Below are 17,785 nucleotides of genomic sequence, written 5' to 3'. Positions count from 1 at the left end.
TATATGTACTTCCAAAAATAATAACCCCGCTCTCCACTTAAGACGGGGTTACACTTATACAGCATATCGGATTCAGCATTTTTTCGAATGTTCGTTTCCTCTTCAAGAGTAAAATCTGCTAGTTTCGTATTTTCTTCTGATTATTGGTTGCTTTCAACTAAATTCATCATAATTTTAATCAGGACTTCTATTTTATCACTCGAAACCTTGATGCTATCCCAAATCGCTTAAAAAATAGACAATGATTTTTACTTTTCAACTTCACAAAGCAATTTTATCTCTTTGATTTGTTCTATATGACGCTGTTCATGCAAATAGATCAGTTCTATCCACTGATCAAGAAGTAATTCTCCAAGAGCTGGATGCGTCACTGATTTTTTCGCTAATATAGATTCATCTTCTATTGTACTCAGGAAACGCATCAATTCTTTTCTAGAGTCGTTTAACAAATCAACCATTTGCTGCACTTCAAATGGTTCTATACTTGGTTCAATCATTTCTGGGGCTATAAATTTTATCGATCTATCTAATAAAATAGTGTGAATTTCTTTACGCTCATTTAAGATACTATCCATCTTTTTTAATCCCGATGAAATAACTGTTATAACTCTCTCATCTAATAAAACTAAGTGATGACAAACTTGTGCTATACTCCATTTGTCCTTATCTGGTTTCCTATTAAATTGAGCATCACTTAACAAAGTAATTTCCTCAAATAATTGATTTCTAGTTTCATAAAACTTGTCATTTACAAATGTATTCATGTGAATTCTCCTTTCATTAGAACCTACATACTTAGATTCCTACGCTAGAAATATTCTCTATGGAAAAAAGATTTTCCTTCACTATTATTCCCATCCAATCTTTTCTTTAGTAGTTTCTCTAATTCACGACGAAAAATATGAGTTTTCTCAATATCCTTGAGGTTTACATGTACTACAGCTACACCATAATGCTTTCCACGGAATTCTTTCAATACAACTGCATAAAACGTTCCTAATTATCAATCTAGCATTAAATAAATGTTAAAAATCAGCCTATTTATTCATTTTTCATGCGTATGTATGTACATTTGTTAATTTATTCGATATATTATGGGTATTGAATGATTACGAAAAGTTAATAGGTCGCTCGTATAACACCTTATATTTTTATATCCGTGAAAACTACAAAATGTATGAAATTCCATTTGTCAAATGAATTTAATGCGGAAGGAGGTTTGTGGTTACTTCATCGGGATATAATAATCAGTTTTGAGCTGATAAAAATATAGGAGGCGACATAATGTTTCGTACGATTTCAAATTTCATGAGAGTAGCTGAGATAAGAAACAAAATTCTTTTTACACTAGCGATGCTAATCGTTTTTCGAATTGGCACGTTTATTCCAGTTCCTCATACTAACGCAGAGGTATTAAAAATACAAGATCAAGCTAACGTTTTAGGCATGCTAAACGTATTTGGCGGGGGAGCACTGCAACACTTCTCGATCTTTGCTGTAGGTATCACACCATATATTACAGCTTCTATCATTGTACAATTACTACAAATGGACGTTGTACCTAAATTTACAGAATGGGCAAAGCAAGGAGAAATGGGCCGTAAGAAATCAGCTCAATTTACTCGATACTTTACAATCATTCTCGCATTCATACAATCCATTGGGATGTCTTATGGTTTTAATAATATAGCAGGTGGACAATTAATTACAGATCCAAGCTGGACTACATACTTATTTATTGCGACAGTATTAACTGCTGGTACTGCATTTTTACTTTGGTTAGGTGAACAAATCACCGCTAATGGCGTTGGGAATGGAATCTCAATGATTATCTTCGCAGGACTTGTTGCGGCGATTCCAAATGTTGCAAATCAAATTTATTTACAACAATTCCAAAACGCAGGCGATCAATTATTTATGCACATTATAAAAATGGTCTTAATTGGACTTGTTATTTTAGCGATTGTTGTTGGTGTTATTTACATCCAGCAAGCAGTTCGAAAAATACCGATTCAATATGCAAAAGCTGTTTCAGGAAACAATCAATATCAAGGAGCAAAAAACACTCATTTACCTCTTAAAGTAAATAGTGCAGGTGTAATTCCTGTTATCTTTGCTTCTGCCTTTTTAATGACGCCGCGTACAATTGCGCAGCTCTTCCCTGATTCAAGCGTATCTAAATGGATAATTGCGAATCTTGATTTTGCACATCCATTTGGAATGACACTTTATGTAGGTCTTATCGTTGCTTTCACATATTTCTATGCATTCATTCAAGTGAACCCTGAACAAATGGCTGAGAATTTGAAAAAGCAAAATGGATACGTACCTGGTATTCGTCCAGGTAAATCTACAGAACAGTATGTAACAAAAATTTTATATCGCTTAACATTTATCGGTGCCATTTTCTTAGGCGCAATTTCAATATTACCGCTCGTATTCACGAAAATCGCAACATTACCACCTTCTGCCCAAATCGGTGGCACAAGCTTACTTATCATCGTAGGTGTAGCATTAGAAACGATGAAGACGCTTGAAAGTCAGCTTGTGAAACGTCATTATAAAGGTTTTATTAAAAAAGTAAATTAATTACGAAAACACACTAGAAGTCCCAATAGCGACCTAGTGTGTTTTTATTATAAAAACTTATAATAATGGAGGTTTTGTCTTATGAGTCAAAGAATTGCCTACTATGATATTTCACCTGATGGTATGAAAATTATGATGGATATGGAGAAATACACGAAAAAATCCTCAATTAATCGTGCTGTTAGAGAGCTTATAAAAATTAGAGTCTCTCAAATTAATGGTTGTGCTTATTGTATCGATATGCATACTTCTGACGCTCGAAAATTAGGTGAAACCGAGCAAAGAATTTATTGCTTAAATGCTTGGGATGATTGTGATTTTTATACTCCTGAAGAAAAAGTTGCTCTGGAACTATCGGAGCATATTACTCTCATTCCTACTAAAAGAGTTCCTGAAAATCTATACAACCGAGTACGTGAATACTTTGACGAAAAACAATATGTTGATCTTGTGTTAATCATTAATCAAATAAACAGTTGGAATCGAATTTCTATTGCGATGGGCAATACCGTAATAAAAAAATAACATTCTTCCACCAAACAATATGCGATCGATTTAGTTAAGTGTAAAATTAAATATACCCTATATAAAAACACAGTTGGTTATTTCCCCCACTGTGTTTTTGATTTTACTATCTCTAATCTGTATTCTAATGTGCTAATCATTTTCTTCTAAAGTTTGAATACGTTTTCCGCTGTTTTCCACATCATTAAACTTTAACTACATCTCTTTTTTTAACAACCTTCCTTGCTTGAAATACACTCCAAGTGTAGTACGATTTGCTAAAAATACACCAATCAAGATTAAACAAGCACCAATTCCCATTGTAGGATTTAATGGTTCTCCTAATACAAAATAACCTACAATAACAGCGATTAACGGAGATACATATAACCACGTTGATGGAAATACAGGATTTGTTTTTGATAAAAGCCAGTAATATAAACCGTGTCCACCGATAGACCCTACAAATATGAGATATAAAATTGGCCATTGTACATTCCAAGATGTTAAGATCGTTAGATTAGGCTGTTCCATTACGATAGATACAATTAACAACAAAACTCCTCCATAAAACATTTGAATGCCGTTAATGAGAAATGGTGATACGTTAGGTAAATCTGAAAGTATTTCTTTTGAACGAATAGAACCTATTCCATAAAACAACTCTCCTACTAATATAACAAGGCAAGCGATACTCCATATGAATGTAAGTTCTTGATGCATTCCAGGTAAAGAAATGCAAAAAACACCAAGGAGTGCTATAACTAAAGCAACAAGTTGTTCTTTTTGCAATTTTGTTTTGTTTCGCCTTGATTGTAATAGCAAGATCATCATTGGACCTGTTGCAGATAGAACTGCAGCTAATCCAGAAGAAATATATTGTTCTGCCCAGTAAAGGGTCGCGAATGTCATAAATGTTAAACAAAAACCAGCATATATAATACGTTTTGATAATAAGTAAGGCATAATATCCTTTCTCTTTAATTTAAAAATAATAATGAGAATAAGGCCCGCCAAAAAGAAACGAATTCCAGCTGAAAATAATGGTGGTGCGCCCGCTTCTATTCCAATTTTTATCGTTAAAAATGTCGTTCCAAAAATAATACATACTAAAATATAATTTAAAATGACCATTTTTCTTCCTCCTTTTTACTCTTGAAATGAGTATAGAGGATATGGTGTATAACAGTGTATCAACGCATATAACAGTTGAATAAAAATATAGTTGATTCCCTCCATGTTTTTCGCTTTAATTGAATTAAAAAGAAAAACAGGTGATTCTATGAAGATAGTACTGCGTAAAGAATCCAACATACCATATTACCAACAAATATATATGCAAATTGTTGAGAGAATTCAAAGCGGGATGCTTTCACATGGCGATTACCTCCCTTCTTTACGTTCTATGGCCGATGATTTGCAAATTAGTTTATTAACTGTTCGTAAAGCTTATAAACAGTTAGAAACGAAAGGTTATATACGAATTGAACAAGGAAAAGGTGCCTATATACATAAACGTGTGAATAAAGATTTCAAACCAATTCCGTATCAATGGCAACAAACGAAATCCATTAATGTTATGCGTTCTCAATATGTAATGAACCAACACCGTAAATATTTCGATTTTTCACAGGCGGTTCTTTATCCACGTTTATTACCAAATCCATTTCTTTCAGATGAAATGCACAAATTACTTAATAAGGATCAAATGATATTAGCAACTTATGGACCTGTTCAAGGTGATAAAGAACTTAGAGTGGAAATAACAAACTACTTAAAAGAACACCAACAATTAGTTATAGATCCATCTCAATTATTAATTACAAGTGGTGCCCAGCAAGGAATTGATTTAATCGCTCAAACATTATTAAAGCCCGGAGACTTAGTGTTAGTAGAAAGTCCATGTTATGGAGCGGCGCTTGATGTATTTGTTAATAAAGGAGTTCAAATTATCCCTGTTAGTCTTGATAACAACGGAATTCGCTCAGACTTAATTGATGATATTTGTCAAAGGAAAAATCCTGCCTTGTTATATGTGAATCCTACTTTTCAGAATCCAACGGGCACAGTAATGAGTAAAAAACGAAGAATGGAACTTGTAGAACTAGCAGAGCTTTATAACTTCTTCATTATTGAGGATGACTCTTTCGGAGAAATTTATTTTGAGGATGCTATAGTACCTCCCACGATAAAAAGCTTTGATACAAATGGTCATGTTATATATTTAAAAGGATTTAGTAAAACGTTAGCACCAGGTCTTCGCATTGCAGCGCTTGTAGCTGAAGGACATATCTTCGAATGGTTATATGCAGTGAAAGCCTCGATGGATATTGGTAGCCCTTTATTAACGCAGAAAGCACTGCTTCCTTTTTTACGAGCGGAACGAATGAAAAATCATTTAGAAAAATTACGTACAGCTTTACAAATTAGACGTGATTTAACAATTAATATATTATCTCCATTAAAAGAATTAGAATTTGAAATACCTAATGGTGGATTTAACTTATGGGTTACACTCCCTCGGTCAATCGATCCTTTTACATTATTACAAAAAGCGAATGAAGTAGATGTTTCTTTTTTACCCGGAACAGCTTGTCTATTAAACCATGAAACTCAATATAATCACTTGCGAATTAGTTATTCAATGTTAAATGATAAAGATATGTTGATTGGATTAGAAAGATTATATGATACGATAGCTACATTTAAATAATTGACCGAAAATCAAAAATAATAATGGATTATTACTTATTCTCTTAATAAAGAAACCAACACTTATATTATATGTAGGTTTCTTTACTTTCCATCGTTATGAAAATAATAAAACCATGTACACAAATTTTTGCAGTTGGAATGATAGTGCGTGTTATTAAACGTATTAGATACTTCATTACACTAAAAATATAACGATAAATACAAACAATATCACATTCATGAAATAAGATATACTATACTCTATTATATGAAAGGAGATAGCGATATTTGGAATTAAAAAAATTTATTGATCCCCTTCCAATTCCTTCCGCAATAAAACCAACAGGAACATATAAAGGTAAGCCGTTTTATGATGTACGTATGATTGAAACGCTACACAAGTTTCATAGTGATTTACCTAAGACGAAAGTATGGGGCTATAATGGAATGGTACCAGGTCCAACGTTTGAGGTTAAAAAAGATCATCCTGTATATGTGAGATGGTCAAACGATTTACCTAAAAAACACTTCTTACCTGTTGATACAACCGTTCACGGGGCCCATGATAACCCAGAAGTACGAACTGTTGTACATTTACATGGAAGCCCAAGTAAATCAGATAGCGATGGTCATCCTGAAGCATGGTTTACGAAAAACTTTCAACAAACAGGACCTAGTTTCGTAAAAGAAATTTATCATTATACGAATCGAGAACGAGCAACCACCCTTTGGTATCATGATCATGCACTTGGGATTACTCGTTTAAATGTATATGCGGGTCTTGCAGGACTTTACTTGATTCGTGATAAAGAAGAAAAATCACTACCCCTACCTAAAGGAAAACACGAAATACCGCTTATCGTTCAAGATAAATCCTTTAATCCAGACGGTTCCCTATTTTATCCTGCTCAACCAGAAGACCCATCACCAGGTTTACCATACCCTTCTATTGTTTCTCTATTTTTAGGAAATACAATTGCAGTTAACGGGAAAGTATGGCCATTTTTAAAAGTGGAGCCCCGCAAATATAGATTTCGTTTATTAAATGCTTCCAATACTCGCACATACAAGTTCCAATTAAGTGACCTTAGTTCATTCTTTTTAATAGGAACTGATGGTGGCCTTCTTAAACGGCCGATTAAAGTACAAAGTTTAGATGTTTCACCAGCAGAACGTATTGACATTATTATTGATTTTTCAAGGTTTGTAGGAAAAAAAGTAGTATTACAAAATGGAAGTGATTTAGATAATCCAACTGGTGAGATTATGGAGTTCCAAGTAACGAAACCATTATCCTGCCCAGATAAAAGTAAAATCCCATGCAAATTAAGTAACATTTACTTTATTCCAGTAGAAAAAGTAAAGAAAGTAAGACGATTAACATTAAATGACTCAGAGGATGAATTTGGGCGTCTAATGCTTTTATTAGATAATAAAGAATGGGACGATCCCGTGACAGAAACACCTTTACTTAATTCTGTTGAAATATGGGAGTTAGTAAATTTGACCGTTGGGATTCATCCTATTCATATACATCTAGTTAATTTTCAAGTTCTTGATCGTCATGATTTGAATGGAAACTTGTTAGATCCTCTCCCAGCTGATTTCGGTTTAAAAGATACCGTGCTAGTAGCAGGTGAACAAACCGTTCGAATCATAATGAAGTTTGAACCCTATTCTGGAGATTATGTATGGCATTGTCATCGTTTAGAGCATGACGACCATGATATGATGAGACCGTTAAAAATCATACCTTCCAATCTTAATAGACACAAATCAAATTGATAGATACATTAAATAACACGAAAGTCCCTTCAGTATTACTGAAGGGACTTTTACATGTTTGTGAAAAGTGTCTTTATGTACAAGAAGCGTTTTTCAGTCTAAAACTATTTTTTAAGATTGTATTGCTCTAATAGCTTCTCTAACATTTCCAAAGTAACTGGTTGTGCCTTAGTAGTTAGTTGATACCCAATCCGTCCATTCGTTTCTACAGTTGCTTGTTGTAAATTCTTGATTTCATGTATACCTTTTTCTCTCAGATGCATAAATAATTGTTGTTCTGACATTTTTGCGCGTAATAAATTCTTTTTTAAAACTTCTCCGTTTTCTATAACAATAATGCTAGTTCCATTTAGAAACTTTTCTACTTTTCGTGATTTCAATTCAATAAAATGAATGATAAGTAAAACACCCGCAAAAATAAACGCAGCAAAAATAGATGGGACTACTTTCCTACTTAATATAGGTTCTACAATAATACGACCTATAGAAACAACAATAATAATTTCAGCTCTCGTCATTTGGCTAACAGATTTACTACCTGTCAATTTTAAAACAATAATTCCAGTGAGGATTAAAATAATACTTTCAAAAAGTATATTCATTACAGCCCAATCCTTTAATAGTGAATGTTACTAGTATTCCCATTAAAGGATTTTTATGATATTTCACACACTCTTCAGACCAATTTGTTACTTTATTACCAACTTGAATAACTTCACCATAACTTTCATATCCAGTTTCTCTCGGATATAAAGGATTAACATCTGAAATGTCCGATTCTTGATACTGTGGTAACTCTGCCCCAATACTTATTGCACCTGCGACTGTTTTAACGATAATTTCATCATCCTGTAATGGCCTAATTTTATCCGTTTGCCACTTCAGTTGTTTAGAGCCTTCTAAAACTATTTTATATTGTTCCATTGATATCCTCTCACTTTATAAAAATATATTCACACTAAACTTTAAGCTATAATAATCAATATGAAAGATTCATCCAAAATTAAAGCTATAATGTTGGCTAGCACTCAACAGTGATAACATGATAATTGAATTTGATGGATATGGAATTAATGAGTATGTTATGGGTCATAAATGTTCTATTAGTGAGTTGAAAAATATATATTTTAACGTAAAAAATGAAGAGTTATCTAATGAGGATCTTGTAAGTTGATTTTGTGTACGATATCATTTTGAAAACATTCCAAAGTCATTACAAGAAGACATTATGAGCGATGTCGTCATTGATTTAGACACGGACTATATTTATATCCCTAATAGATAACAATAACTTAGTAAACTAAAATCTTTTAATGTAACTTACGATTCAGACAAGAATTTAATAAAATAAGTAATTGCCCAAATGGAAGTCGCGAATTGAGTGACAAAATACATTGTCCATTCGAAAAAAGTCAGCTTTCTCTCTCGTTTAATCTTCTTTAAGTATCTGTAAAATATTAATGTACTCAAAAACATAAGTAACAAAGATAATTGTTGTAAATCATCGATTATACGTACCGCCATAGACTCCATCACCCTCCTATACAAAATAAAAAATATACTTTAAGGATATCATTTATTTGGTAATGATTTTCCATTTATTCAATAAAATTTTAAAAATGTTTTATGCGATATATGTGTAGAGATAATAAAGTTGTTTAATTTTGTTCTTAGAAAGACAATAATCGCCTACTCAAAAATTTGATGGGCGATTATTATTTTTGTTTAATAATTACTTTATTTCATACCATTTTCAAAATGCTTTAATTTAATCACGATATTAATAATAGGTTTTGGTGTAAATGATTCTTGCAAGGAATCTCCTAATCTTGGACTTACTGATTTGAAAAAATAAAATTATTATGCCGTCTCAATTACCATTATTTCGGAAAATAATGTGCTATTATATATTCATAATTAACAAAAAATAAGAAAGAAGGGCTTGTTGTGGAAACAAGGATTATGGGAACAGAGAAGAAAATTGATTCAAAATCTCTTTTGGCTTTAGGTTTATTAATTATTTCTGGGATTGTATATCAACTCTTCGCATTTTTAGGGGATAATATGCCCGAAGTATTAAGAATGATTCTTGAAGCTTTATGGAATGTTGCATTATGTGGAATTATAGGATACTATTTTTTAGGGAAAATATCGTTAGATCAATTTAAACATTTTAAGTTTAAGACATTACTTTTGGGTGTGCCTTTAACTATAATCGTGGGTATGGGTTCCAGCTTAATATTCAGCTACATTTTTGAACCTGCAACTAAAAATTCTGTTGCTGGAGTCATAAGTATTTCTATGATTTTATATCGTGTTCCCTTTATGTTAATGGGCGAAGAGTTGCTATGCACTAATATAATTATTGCATTACAAAAATTAGGATTGAAATTTGGCACGGCATCATTAATATGTAGTGTGTTGTTCGCTTTATGGCACATTCCATCTTATGGTTTTGTGCCAATGCAGTTATTAATAACTATAATCCCGGCTAGATTAGCACTAAATTATATATGGAAAAATTCAAAAAGTATTTGGGTAAGTTGGATTTGTCACCTTATTTTTGACATTATTTCATTTATACCAATGCTTAAATAACCATTTTCTTTTTAAGAGGACTTTATTATTTGTTTACAGTATAAAGAAAAAGAGCACTCAGCTATTGAGTGCTCTAAAAATATTAATTTTGTTTTAATACATTTTCTTCGAAATATTTCCCCCAATCTGGTCGCCTTCCATCCATATCTGTAAATCCATACTCTCTTCCTAATTCCCATGAACTTAACGCTCGTCCCGTTTTTTCATTAACATTTGGATCACTTGCTAAAGCTGCTACTGCTCTTCCAACAAAGAAAGGAGTTTCTGATGCGATAAAATGAGGGTCTTGTTTAGCTCCTTCTCGCCAATTCCCCTCTGTTACACCAAATATATCTAACATCGCTTCTGAACGAAGGAATCCTGGACTAACTGCGACAGCTGTAATATTGTGTTGTTCTAAATCTTTCGCCATAGCTTCTGCTAAATGAATTGTTGAGACTTTTGCTAAACTATAGTACAAATTACCTCGATATTGATAATCGACTCCATCTGTAATTTCAATAACAAGTCCCATTTTATTTTTCACCATTAATGGTACACCGTAATGGCTTGTCATTATATGAGAATGAACAGCTCTTTGTTGCATGAGTAGTCCGTTATGTAAGTTGTGTTCCCAGAAAGGTTTCTCCCATTCTGTTAAAGGATCGCCGCCCCAAACATCGTTTACTAAAATATCAAGCTGTCCATTTTGTTCTTCTTGAATCTTTGTAAATAAAACTTTAATATCTTCTTCTACCGTATGATCAACACGAACTGCGATTCCGATTCCGCCTTGCTTTGTTACAAGCTCTGCCGTTTCTTCAATCGTTTCTGTTCTTCCCATACAGGATAGATTCCCTTTTGTACTTCTTCCTGTTACATATACAGTTGCTCCGGCTTCACCAAGCATCATCGCAATACCTCTTCCAGCACCTCTTGTTGCACCTGCTACAACTGCTACTTTTCCTTGTAATGGTTTCATTTTATTCACCTTCATTTTTATAATTCAACTTTATAACTTGGGGTATATGCTTTCTTTCATACTTCCTCGTATAGATTTCGCTATTTGGAGTAACTAATTGTAACGTAATGTCACCACAAACGCCATTTGTAATTTCAAATTCACCTTGTTCATTTGAAATACTACGTTCCTTACTTTCAATTGAATCCTCATAAATTTTCACATTTGATATAGGTTCGTTATTTTGATCTACGATTATACCTCTTGAATACATACCAACTGCTATGCATTGATCATCTTCTATATAATATTTAGTAACTACCATCGCTCCAATTACTATAGTAATACATATAAACAAGGTTATTAATTTGTGTCTCACAACAAACCTCCTTATTCGTATTATTCTTTTTTAAATTGAAAATTTAGACGTTCTGATTGTTTGATTTCCTCAATTACTTTGCGTATACCTTCTTCTATCTGATTTTCTTTTACATTCGATACATTTAACTTTAACAGTCTTTCTTTAGGAAAATCCCTTAGATAATTTTTATCAATAGTATCAATATTTATTTGAATATCACTCAATTTTTGTGAAAATATTTCCAAAATACTGGTTTTATCTATTTCTAAACAAGTATGGATTCCTATTGTATTATACTTTTTATATGTAAATAAAAGTGGGTTTTCATTATGCACTTTTTCTAATGTTTCTGCTAGTTTTTTTGATCTATTATTATAGGAGGATTTAATTTTATTTTTATGGCGTTCGAACATGCCACTCTTTATATAAATTTCTAAAGCAGCTTGAGATATCATTGGACTATCAATGTCTAAAATCTTTTTATATTTATGGAAAGCATTTGCAATAGCTGGTGGAATAACCGCCACACCGACTCGTAAACCTGGAAAAATAATCTTCGAGTAACTTTTCAAATATATGACATGATTACAATTATGTAAGCTATATAACGGATCTGCTTTTGAATCTGTTTCTAAATCTGCTAAATAATCATCTTCCACTATAAATACATTATACTTCTTGGCCAATAGCACGATTTTTTCTTTCTCATCTTTAGAATAAGACGTTCCAAGTGGATGATGAAATCTTGGAGTTGTATAAAAGAATTTAATTTTTTCTGTTCTGAATATCCTCTCTAGTTCATTTAAATCTATCCCTTCATGCGTACGCTTAATTCCGATTACAGGAATGTTATTTGTTTCTACATATTCAATATATAAATGGTAACTTGGCTGTTCAATTAGAATCGTGCTATGTCCATTCGGAAACGGTATAGAAGTCAATATAACAAGTGCTTGCTGAACACCTGACGTAATAAAGATATTTTCTTCTTTTGTAAAGACTTGATAGTTTGCCAGTTGTTTTTGAATGACTGGAATTAATGATGGTAAACCTTTCGGTGTTCCGTATACAAACAAATCATTTTTATATGTATCAATTGCCTTATTAATACAATGTTGAAAATCTAAGTATGGAAAAACATCTGGATCTGGTGCTGAGGAAGCAAAATCAATCATCTCGTTATTTTCTATGTAACTCCCAGATTTCTTAACAACGTAGTATCCACTTTGAGGTACAGAATAAATAATATGGCGCTTTTCTAATTCATGCAGCGCTCGTATTACAGTCGCCTTATTACATTCATATTGCGTGACGAGTGACCGTATAGACGGTAATTTCTTTCCTTCTTTTATCTCACCATTTTGAATCATACTTTCTAAATCGTTTAAAATATGTAAATACTTATACATCATTACCACCCCAATATTTAAGTTGTACCGGTACAGTTTGTATTTGTTCACATTGTAGCACTAGATCAGAAAGATTACTATATACGTATACTGGCCAGTAAGAAATCAACTACTATGAGGTGAAATTATGAAAAATACAACAAAAGCATATATATCAGCATTACTCTATTCATTTATTATTGGGTTTTCATTTATGTTTGTGAAACTAGCACTAACCATTACGAGTCCTCTTGATACTCTGGCTCACCGTTTTACAGTTGCCTTCATAGCAGCAACCATTCCGGTTATTTTCGGTTTTGTAAAGTTAAATATATCATTTAAAAACATACTTACACTTTTACCACTCGCAATATTTTATCCAGCATTGTTCTTTGCTTTCCAAGCATTTGGCTTAGTATATACAAGTTCATCTGAAGCTGGAATTATACAAGCAGCGATCCCTATATTTACGATGATACTAGCTTCCTATTTTTTAAAAGAATATACGAATACATGGCAAAAAACATCAGTATGTATTTCTGTCATAGGTGTCATTTATATATTTGTTATGAATGGTATAGGGGCTCATGAAACGAGCTTTATCGGTGTTAATCTCATTTTATTATCGGCATTATCATCTGCTTGCTACAATGTATTAGCTCGAAAAATGACAAAGAAATTCAAGCTGATGGATTTAACATACACAATGACAGCAATCGGTTTTATTAGTTTTAATTTCATCGCAATCATTGACCATATGAACAAAGGTACAATAACTGTATACTTTAAGCCATTTACGAATGGAACATTCCTTATCTCCATTTTATATTTAGGATTACTATCTTCCTTACTGACAGCATTATTATTAAACTATTCATTATCTTATATTGAAGCAGCCAAAATAAGTGTTTTTAGCAACTTATCTACACTTATTACCATTATCGCAGGCGTTGTATTCTTACACGAGCAAATTGCCTACTATCATATTGTCGGTACACTTATGATTGTTCTTGGAGTAATAGGCACAAATTTTCTAGAAAAAAAAGGAATCATAGCGAAAAAGAAGAATACCTCCTTGAGTAAATAAAAAGTGAGGGGTAAATAATGCAGAACTCTAATACGATCGATATCCGTAATATACATGAGCTAGAGAACGAATTATCTACTTTATTAAGTAAACCCATTTCTTCAGGAGAAGATTTAGAAAATTGGCTGAAAATACAGTCGAAATTAATATGGGAAATCGAAGAACAATTGAGATCACACTATATTGACTTTCAATGTAATACAGATAACAAAGAAATAAAAGATACGTTTGAATATGATCAACAATATGTAAGGCCTCTTTTGAAACGTTATCAAAATTCCTTTGATAATAAATATTTAGAGTCACCATTTCGAATGCAACTTGATCCAAAAACTTATAGCTTACTAGATAAAAAAATAAAAAATGCGCAAACATTATTTTGTGAAAAGAACATTGATTTAGAAGTAAAAGAAGACAAATTAGTAACCGAGTACTTCGAAATTACAGGCAGTTTGACTGCACTATGGGATGGCGAAGAAAAAACAATTACTGAACTACAGTCTTACTTACAAAATCCGAATCGTGATATACGAAAAAAAGCAAAAACGCTCATTTCTGAAAAATTCTTATCTGTTGAAAATAATTTACAACATATTTTAAATGAATTAATTGCAATCCGTCACCAAAAGGCAAAAAACATTCAATTAGATAATTATCGTGATTATATGTTTAAAAAATATGAACGTTTTGATTATACGGCTGATGATTGCTATGAACTTGCAGAATCCGTTCGTAAATACGTTGTGCCACTTATTGATAATATATTTAATGAGAAAAAAGCTGAACTTCAAGTAGATACACTTCGTCCGTGGGATCTAAAAGCAGCCGCACCAAATCAAAAAGTATTAAAACCCATTGAAGACGAGAGTGATTTAATCGAAAAAAGTTCTCATATTTTACAAAAACTAGACCCAGAATTTTCTGCATTATTGAGCCGTATGCATAAAAATGATTGCTTAGATTTAGAAAGTCGTAAAGGAAAAGCACCTGGAGGATTTTGCGAACACTTACCTGCTTCTCAATTATCTTTTATTTTTATGAATCTCAATCATACACATTATGATGTTACTACTTTCCTCCATGAAATGGGCCATAGTATTCATAATGAATGTATGAAGCAGCTAAAGCTACAAAAATATTTAGAAATCCCTTCAGAATCAGCTGAGCTAGCCAGCATGACAATGGAATTGTTTTCGATGGAGTATTGGGATACATTTTATGAGAATACAGAAGAATTTATAAAAGCAAAATTAGATTTCTTTAAAGATATTGTTAAGTATTTACCACAAATGCTTATCGTTGATCAATTCCAACATTGGATGTATGAAAATCCAAATCATACTGCTAAAGAAAGAAATGGAAAATATTTAGAATTACATAACACTTACCAATCGAATGTGGTAAATATTGAAGGTTATGAAAATTGGATAGCAACTGGCTGGTTACCTGTGCTACACATATTCGAAATACCATTCTATTATATCGAATATGCAATTGCGCAACTTGGTGCACTACAAATGTATAAACAATATAAAGAGAATCCTAAACAAGCTCTACAAAATTATAAAAAAGCATTATCTTTAGGTAGCTCTAAATCCTTAACAGAAGTATATGAAGCAGCTGGAATTCGTTTTGATTTTTCTAGTGAGACAATAAAAGAATTAATGGCATTTGTAGAAGAGGAATTGAAATTAATTGAACAAATATAATTAAAAAAGATGCACCTATGCTTTTAGGTGCATCTTCTTAGTCTATTAATCCAATGATATTTCATTTTATTCTATTGATAAGTTCTATGTATTGGGAGTCTCCATATCCGATTGTTGGGAAAAGATGAAACAACTTTTTTAATAATTCTTTGGTTGGTAAATCTTTATTTTTGGAGATGAATTTTACTACCGCATTCTCTTCTTTTAACATATCTAAATATAAGTTTATAGCCTGATACAACACTGGAAGTAATTCAACAGATGGTTTTTCATGATTTACCAATACCTCTTTGTATACAGAACAATAGTTACCTAACTTCAGTTCAGTTTGACTGACTTTGAATTCATCTTCTCTAAAGCTATTTAAATATACTTTCCCCTCATAATCGGACTGCTCAAGGTAGGAAAGTAATGTGAGCAAGTTCATTTGGCAAAACATATCCTCACCAAACCATAAAACGATACATTTATACTCACTCTTAAAAAGACCTTCTAACGGATGAATGACCTTTTTTATATAATTTTCTGTTGAATTGTTATGTCCCTCTGCCCTGGTTTTAATAAACTCTTCATCAAAAACTTGTTCAGTAGTTGCATTTACACACATCGCTTCATTAAATGGAGCGTAATCAGACTCCCCCATTAATTTTTTATTTTTAAATTCTTCATACATAAATTGACCATTTAATATGTTAAGTATATCTTTATCGAACAGCTCACTTCTCACATTTCGTAACTGCTCAACCTCTATTTTTCTAGAAATATTCATTTTAAACTCTCCTCCATTATTTATATTGAGTTTAACAAATGATTGAATAGGCATTTTGTTAAGTTGAAATTCTCTCGGATTTATTCCAAAAATATTTTTGAAAGCTCGGCTATACGCTTCTTGCGAGGAGTATTCGTAATCAAAGGCAATATCAATTATCTTTCTATCCTTCTTTAAACCCTCAGTAGATAAATACAATCTTCTAAGAAGAATATAACGCTTAATACTTATACCTGTTACTTGATGAAACTTAAAAGAACAATAATAAGGAGAATAGCCCATATAATGAGACAATTCGTCTAATGAAAATTCACTTTTTAACTTCCCCTCAATCCAATCGATCATAAGTTGTATATGCTCATTCATTTATTTCACTCCTCAACGAAAATTATAAGAGGTATCAATTTCTCTCTTTTGATATTTCTTGTGGTTTATTATATAAAACTACTAAATAACAGCATTATCTTTTAATTTCATATTTTCTCATCTACCTAAGTTTGTCACATGTTCACTATACTTTCCAATATACAATTCCTACGTAAATATGAATAGTTTCATTCAAAAAACAAACTCTCTTCCTATGAAGTGCCCCGAATTGTTAGATATAGTCTAACAATTCGGGGCACTTTTCTATAGTTGAATACCCTTCAATATACAGGTAGTGAAACAATATTTAACCGTACAGTGGACCCTATTTCTCAAGCCATTCAACAGATTTATTTAACCTAATGCCATCCTCAATATTGCTTTCTTCCAAAGTATCTGCTTTAGCTTGAATACAGATAAAATAGAGCGGTTCACTTGAATTATTACGCCAAATTCTTTCCCCTTCTTGTGCTACCCTAATGACAGTGCCCTCTTTGATTTCAAGGATTTCATCATCAATCTTGAATTCCCCTTGTCCCTTGACAAAGATATATAGCTCTTCATTTTCTCTATGCTTATGATAAAAAGACATTGAAATACCTGGAGGAAAAACATTAAGTGAAACTTCCATCCCTGTACATTGTAAGTCATCTTTAAGAAATACCTTTCCAGGAGCTTTAAATGGATTTCCATTTTTATATTGAAGTAAATCCTCCCATTTTCCTACTTGAACAGCACTAAAGTTTTTACCTTCTATTGTTGAATTAACAAATTGACTCATTTGTATTCTCCTCACATATTTGTTTTTCATGATTTCACTTTGTAATCTCTAATGAATTGAACAAAAAAGAAACCGAACAGTCTCTTTTTGGTAAAAAACAACTCAATTAATTGTCCATAATGTATCATTTGAAATGTACTGTCGTTTTTGAACAAGGATCTACTCCGTCCTCTAGCTTCAGACTTCATCTTCATTTTATTTAGAATTTCTAAAA

The 17,785-nt window shown here is 32.1% G+C and carries 16 protein-coding genes and 2 pseudogenes; 8 read left to right on the top strand and 10 right to left on the bottom strand.

The genetic code is table 11. From position 1 onward, the window contains the following. Nucleotides 1-248: 248 nt before the first annotated feature. Complete coding sequence (locus MHI07_RS12060) at nt 249-764, bottom strand: DinB family protein (protein WP_088078604.1); 516 nt, start codon at nt 762-764, stop codon at nt 249-251. A 520-nt stretch (nt 765-1,284) separates the two neighbouring features. Between MHI07_RS12060 and secY the strand changes: the two genes are divergently transcribed. Then, the gene (gene secY, locus MHI07_RS12055; protein WP_340823976.1) at nt 1,285-2,589 is read left to right on the top strand and encodes a preprotein translocase subunit SecY; all 1,305 of its coding nucleotides are present in this window, start codon (nt 1,285-1,287) and stop codon (nt 2,587-2,589) included. Nucleotides 2,590-2,670: 81 nt separating this feature from the next. Beyond that, nucleotides 2,671-3,114 (top strand): carboxymuconolactone decarboxylase family protein, encoded by a 444-nt coding sequence (locus MHI07_RS12050; protein WP_088078602.1) that lies wholly within the window; start codon nt 2,671-2,673, stop codon nt 3,112-3,114. Nucleotides 3,115-3,309: 195 nt separating this feature from the next. Here MHI07_RS12050 and MHI07_RS12045 read toward each other — a convergent pair whose 3' ends face one another. After that, nucleotides 3,310-4,227, bottom strand: a complete 918-nt coding sequence (locus MHI07_RS12045; protein WP_088078601.1) for a DMT family transporter — start codon at nt 4,225-4,227, stop codon at nt 3,310-3,312. 148 nt (nt 4,228-4,375) lie between these two features. Here MHI07_RS12045 and pdxR point away from each other — a divergent pair, with 148 nt between their 5' ends. Both pdxR and MHI07_RS12035 read left to right on the top strand, forming a co-directional pair. Continuing rightward, the gene (pdxR, locus tag MHI07_RS12040; RefSeq protein WP_340823973.1) at nt 4,376-5,806 is read left to right on the top strand and encodes a MocR-like pyridoxine biosynthesis transcription factor PdxR; all 1,431 of its coding nucleotides are present in this window, start codon (nt 4,376-4,378) and stop codon (nt 5,804-5,806) included. 269 nt (nt 5,807-6,075) lie between these two features. After that, a complete protein-coding gene (locus tag MHI07_RS12035; RefSeq protein ID WP_340823972.1) occupies nt 6,076-7,572 on the top strand; it encodes a multicopper oxidase family protein in 1,497 nt (498 codons plus the stop codon). 104 nt (nt 7,573-7,676) lie between these two features. On the opposite strand, the gene MHI07_RS12030 is transcribed toward MHI07_RS12035, so the two are convergent. Both MHI07_RS12030 and MHI07_RS12025 read right to left on the bottom strand, forming a co-directional pair. Then, nucleotides 7,677-8,174: a DUF421 domain-containing protein gene (locus tag MHI07_RS12030; RefSeq protein WP_144507301.1), complete on the bottom strand. Its 498-nt coding sequence runs from the start codon at nt 8,172-8,174 to the stop codon at nt 7,677-7,679. 31 nt (nt 8,175-8,205) lie between these two features. Next, a pseudogene (locus tag MHI07_RS12025) lies at nt 8,206-8,496 on the bottom strand (hypothetical protein); the annotation flags it as partial. A gap of 118 nt (nt 8,497-8,614) precedes the next feature. Here MHI07_RS12025 and MHI07_RS12020 point away from each other — a divergent pair. Further along, a pseudogene (locus tag MHI07_RS12020) lies at nt 8,615-8,857 on the top strand (hypothetical protein). 35 nt (nt 8,858-8,892) lie between these two features. Here MHI07_RS12020 and MHI07_RS12015 read toward each other — a convergent pair. Next, nucleotides 8,893-9,096, bottom strand: coding sequence for a hypothetical protein (locus MHI07_RS12015; protein ID WP_088078594.1), 204 nt, complete (start codon nt 9,094-9,096; stop codon nt 8,893-8,895). A gap of 423 nt (nt 9,097-9,519) precedes the next feature. Between MHI07_RS12015 and MHI07_RS12010 the strand changes: the two genes are divergently transcribed. Continuing rightward, nucleotides 9,520-10,170 carry a CPBP family intramembrane glutamic endopeptidase gene (locus tag MHI07_RS12010; RefSeq protein WP_340823966.1) on the top strand — a complete coding sequence of 217 codons (651 nt, stop codon included), beginning with the start codon at nt 9,520-9,522 and terminating at the stop codon, nt 10,168-10,170. Nucleotides 10,171-10,252: 82 nt separating this feature from the next. Here the strand turns inward: MHI07_RS12010 and MHI07_RS12005 are convergent, their stop codons facing one another. From MHI07_RS12005 to MHI07_RS11995, 3 genes are read right to left on the bottom strand one after another with little or no spacing between them, the layout of a single operon-like run. Then, nucleotides 10,253-11,131, bottom strand: coding sequence for an SDR family oxidoreductase (locus tag MHI07_RS12005; protein WP_340823964.1), 879 nt, complete (start codon nt 11,129-11,131; stop codon nt 10,253-10,255). A 1-nt stretch (nt 11,132) separates the two neighbouring features. After that, nucleotides 11,133-11,489, bottom strand: coding sequence for a carboxypeptidase regulatory-like domain-containing protein (locus MHI07_RS12000; protein ID WP_088078591.1), 357 nt, complete (start codon nt 11,487-11,489; stop codon nt 11,133-11,135). 20 nt (nt 11,490-11,509) lie between these two features. Then, entirely contained in the window at nt 11,510-12,880 is a 1,371-nt protein-coding gene (locus tag MHI07_RS11995; RefSeq protein ID WP_088078590.1) for an aminotransferase-like domain-containing protein, read from the bottom strand. 127 nt (nt 12,881-13,007) lie between these two features. Here MHI07_RS11995 and MHI07_RS11990 point away from each other — a divergent pair, with 127 nt between their 5' ends. Beyond that, nucleotides 13,008-13,946, top strand: coding sequence for a DMT family transporter (locus MHI07_RS11990; protein WP_340823959.1), 939 nt, complete (start codon nt 13,008-13,010; stop codon nt 13,944-13,946). 17 nt (nt 13,947-13,963) lie between these two features. Further along, complete coding sequence (locus MHI07_RS11985) at nt 13,964-15,655, top strand: M3 family oligoendopeptidase (protein ID WP_088078588.1); 1,692 nt, start codon at nt 13,964-13,966, stop codon at nt 15,653-15,655. A 61-nt stretch (nt 15,656-15,716) separates the two neighbouring features. Here MHI07_RS11985 and MHI07_RS11980 read toward each other — a convergent pair whose 3' ends face one another. Continuing rightward, nucleotides 15,717-16,790: a helix-turn-helix transcriptional regulator gene (locus tag MHI07_RS11980; protein WP_340823955.1), complete on the bottom strand. Its 1,074-nt coding sequence runs from the start codon at nt 16,788-16,790 to the stop codon at nt 15,717-15,719. Nucleotides 16,791-17,115: 325 nt separating this feature from the next. Beyond that, nucleotides 17,116-17,571, bottom strand: a complete 456-nt coding sequence (locus tag MHI07_RS11975; RefSeq protein ID WP_002161687.1) for a cupin domain-containing protein — start codon at nt 17,569-17,571, stop codon at nt 17,116-17,118. Between the last annotated feature and the right edge of the window lie 214 nt (nt 17,572-17,785).

This window comes from Bacillus sp. FSL H8-0545 (assembly GCF_038006105.1).
Classification (GTDB): domain Bacteria; phylum Bacillota; class Bacilli; order Bacillales; family Bacillaceae_G; genus Bacillus_A; species Bacillus_A cereus_U.
The sequence above is the reverse complement of the archived record's forward strand: the minus strand, read 5'-3'. Positions and strand labels throughout refer to the sequence as shown.

Excerpts from the sequence above, each read along its gene's own strand:
- MHI07_RS11995 (WP_088078590.1), bottom strand. The coding sequence starts at position 12,880 with ATGTATAAGTATTTACATATTTTAAACGATTTAGAAAGTATGATTCAA.
- MHI07_RS12060 (WP_088078604.1), bottom strand. The coding sequence starts at position 764 with ATGAATACATTTGTAAATGACAAGTTTTATGAAACTAGAAATCAATTA.
- MHI07_RS12030 (WP_144507301.1), bottom strand. The coding sequence starts at position 8,174 with ATGAATATACTTTTTGAAAGTATTATTTTAATCCTCACTGGAATTATT.
- MHI07_RS11990 (WP_340823959.1), top strand. The coding sequence starts at position 13,008 with ATGAAAAATACAACAAAAGCATATATATCAGCATTACTCTATTCATTT.
- secY (WP_340823976.1), top strand. The coding sequence starts at position 1,285 with ATGTTTCGTACGATTTCAAATTTCATGAGAGTAGCTGAGATAAGAAAC.
- MHI07_RS11985 (WP_088078588.1), top strand. The coding sequence starts at position 13,964 with ATGCAGAACTCTAATACGATCGATATCCGTAATATACATGAGCTAGAG.
- MHI07_RS12015 (WP_088078594.1), bottom strand. The coding sequence starts at position 9,096 with ATGGCGGTACGTATAATCGATGATTTACAACAATTATCTTTGTTACTT.
- MHI07_RS12045 (WP_088078601.1), bottom strand. The coding sequence starts at position 4,227 with ATGGTCATTTTAAATTATATTTTAGTATGTATTATTTTTGGAACGACA.
- MHI07_RS11980 (WP_340823955.1), bottom strand. The coding sequence starts at position 16,790 with ATGAATGAGCATATACAACTTATGATCGATTGGATTGAGGGGAAGTTA.
- MHI07_RS12050 (WP_088078602.1), top strand. The coding sequence starts at position 2,671 with ATGAGTCAAAGAATTGCCTACTATGATATTTCACCTGATGGTATGAAA.
- pdxR (WP_340823973.1), top strand. The coding sequence starts at position 4,376 with ATGAAGATAGTACTGCGTAAAGAATCCAACATACCATATTACCAACAA.
- MHI07_RS12005 (WP_340823964.1), bottom strand. The coding sequence starts at position 11,131 with ATGAAACCATTACAAGGAAAAGTAGCAGTTGTAGCAGGTGCAACAAGA.
- MHI07_RS11975 (WP_002161687.1), bottom strand. The coding sequence starts at position 17,571 with ATGAGTCAATTTGTTAATTCAACAATAGAAGGTAAAAACTTTAGTGCT.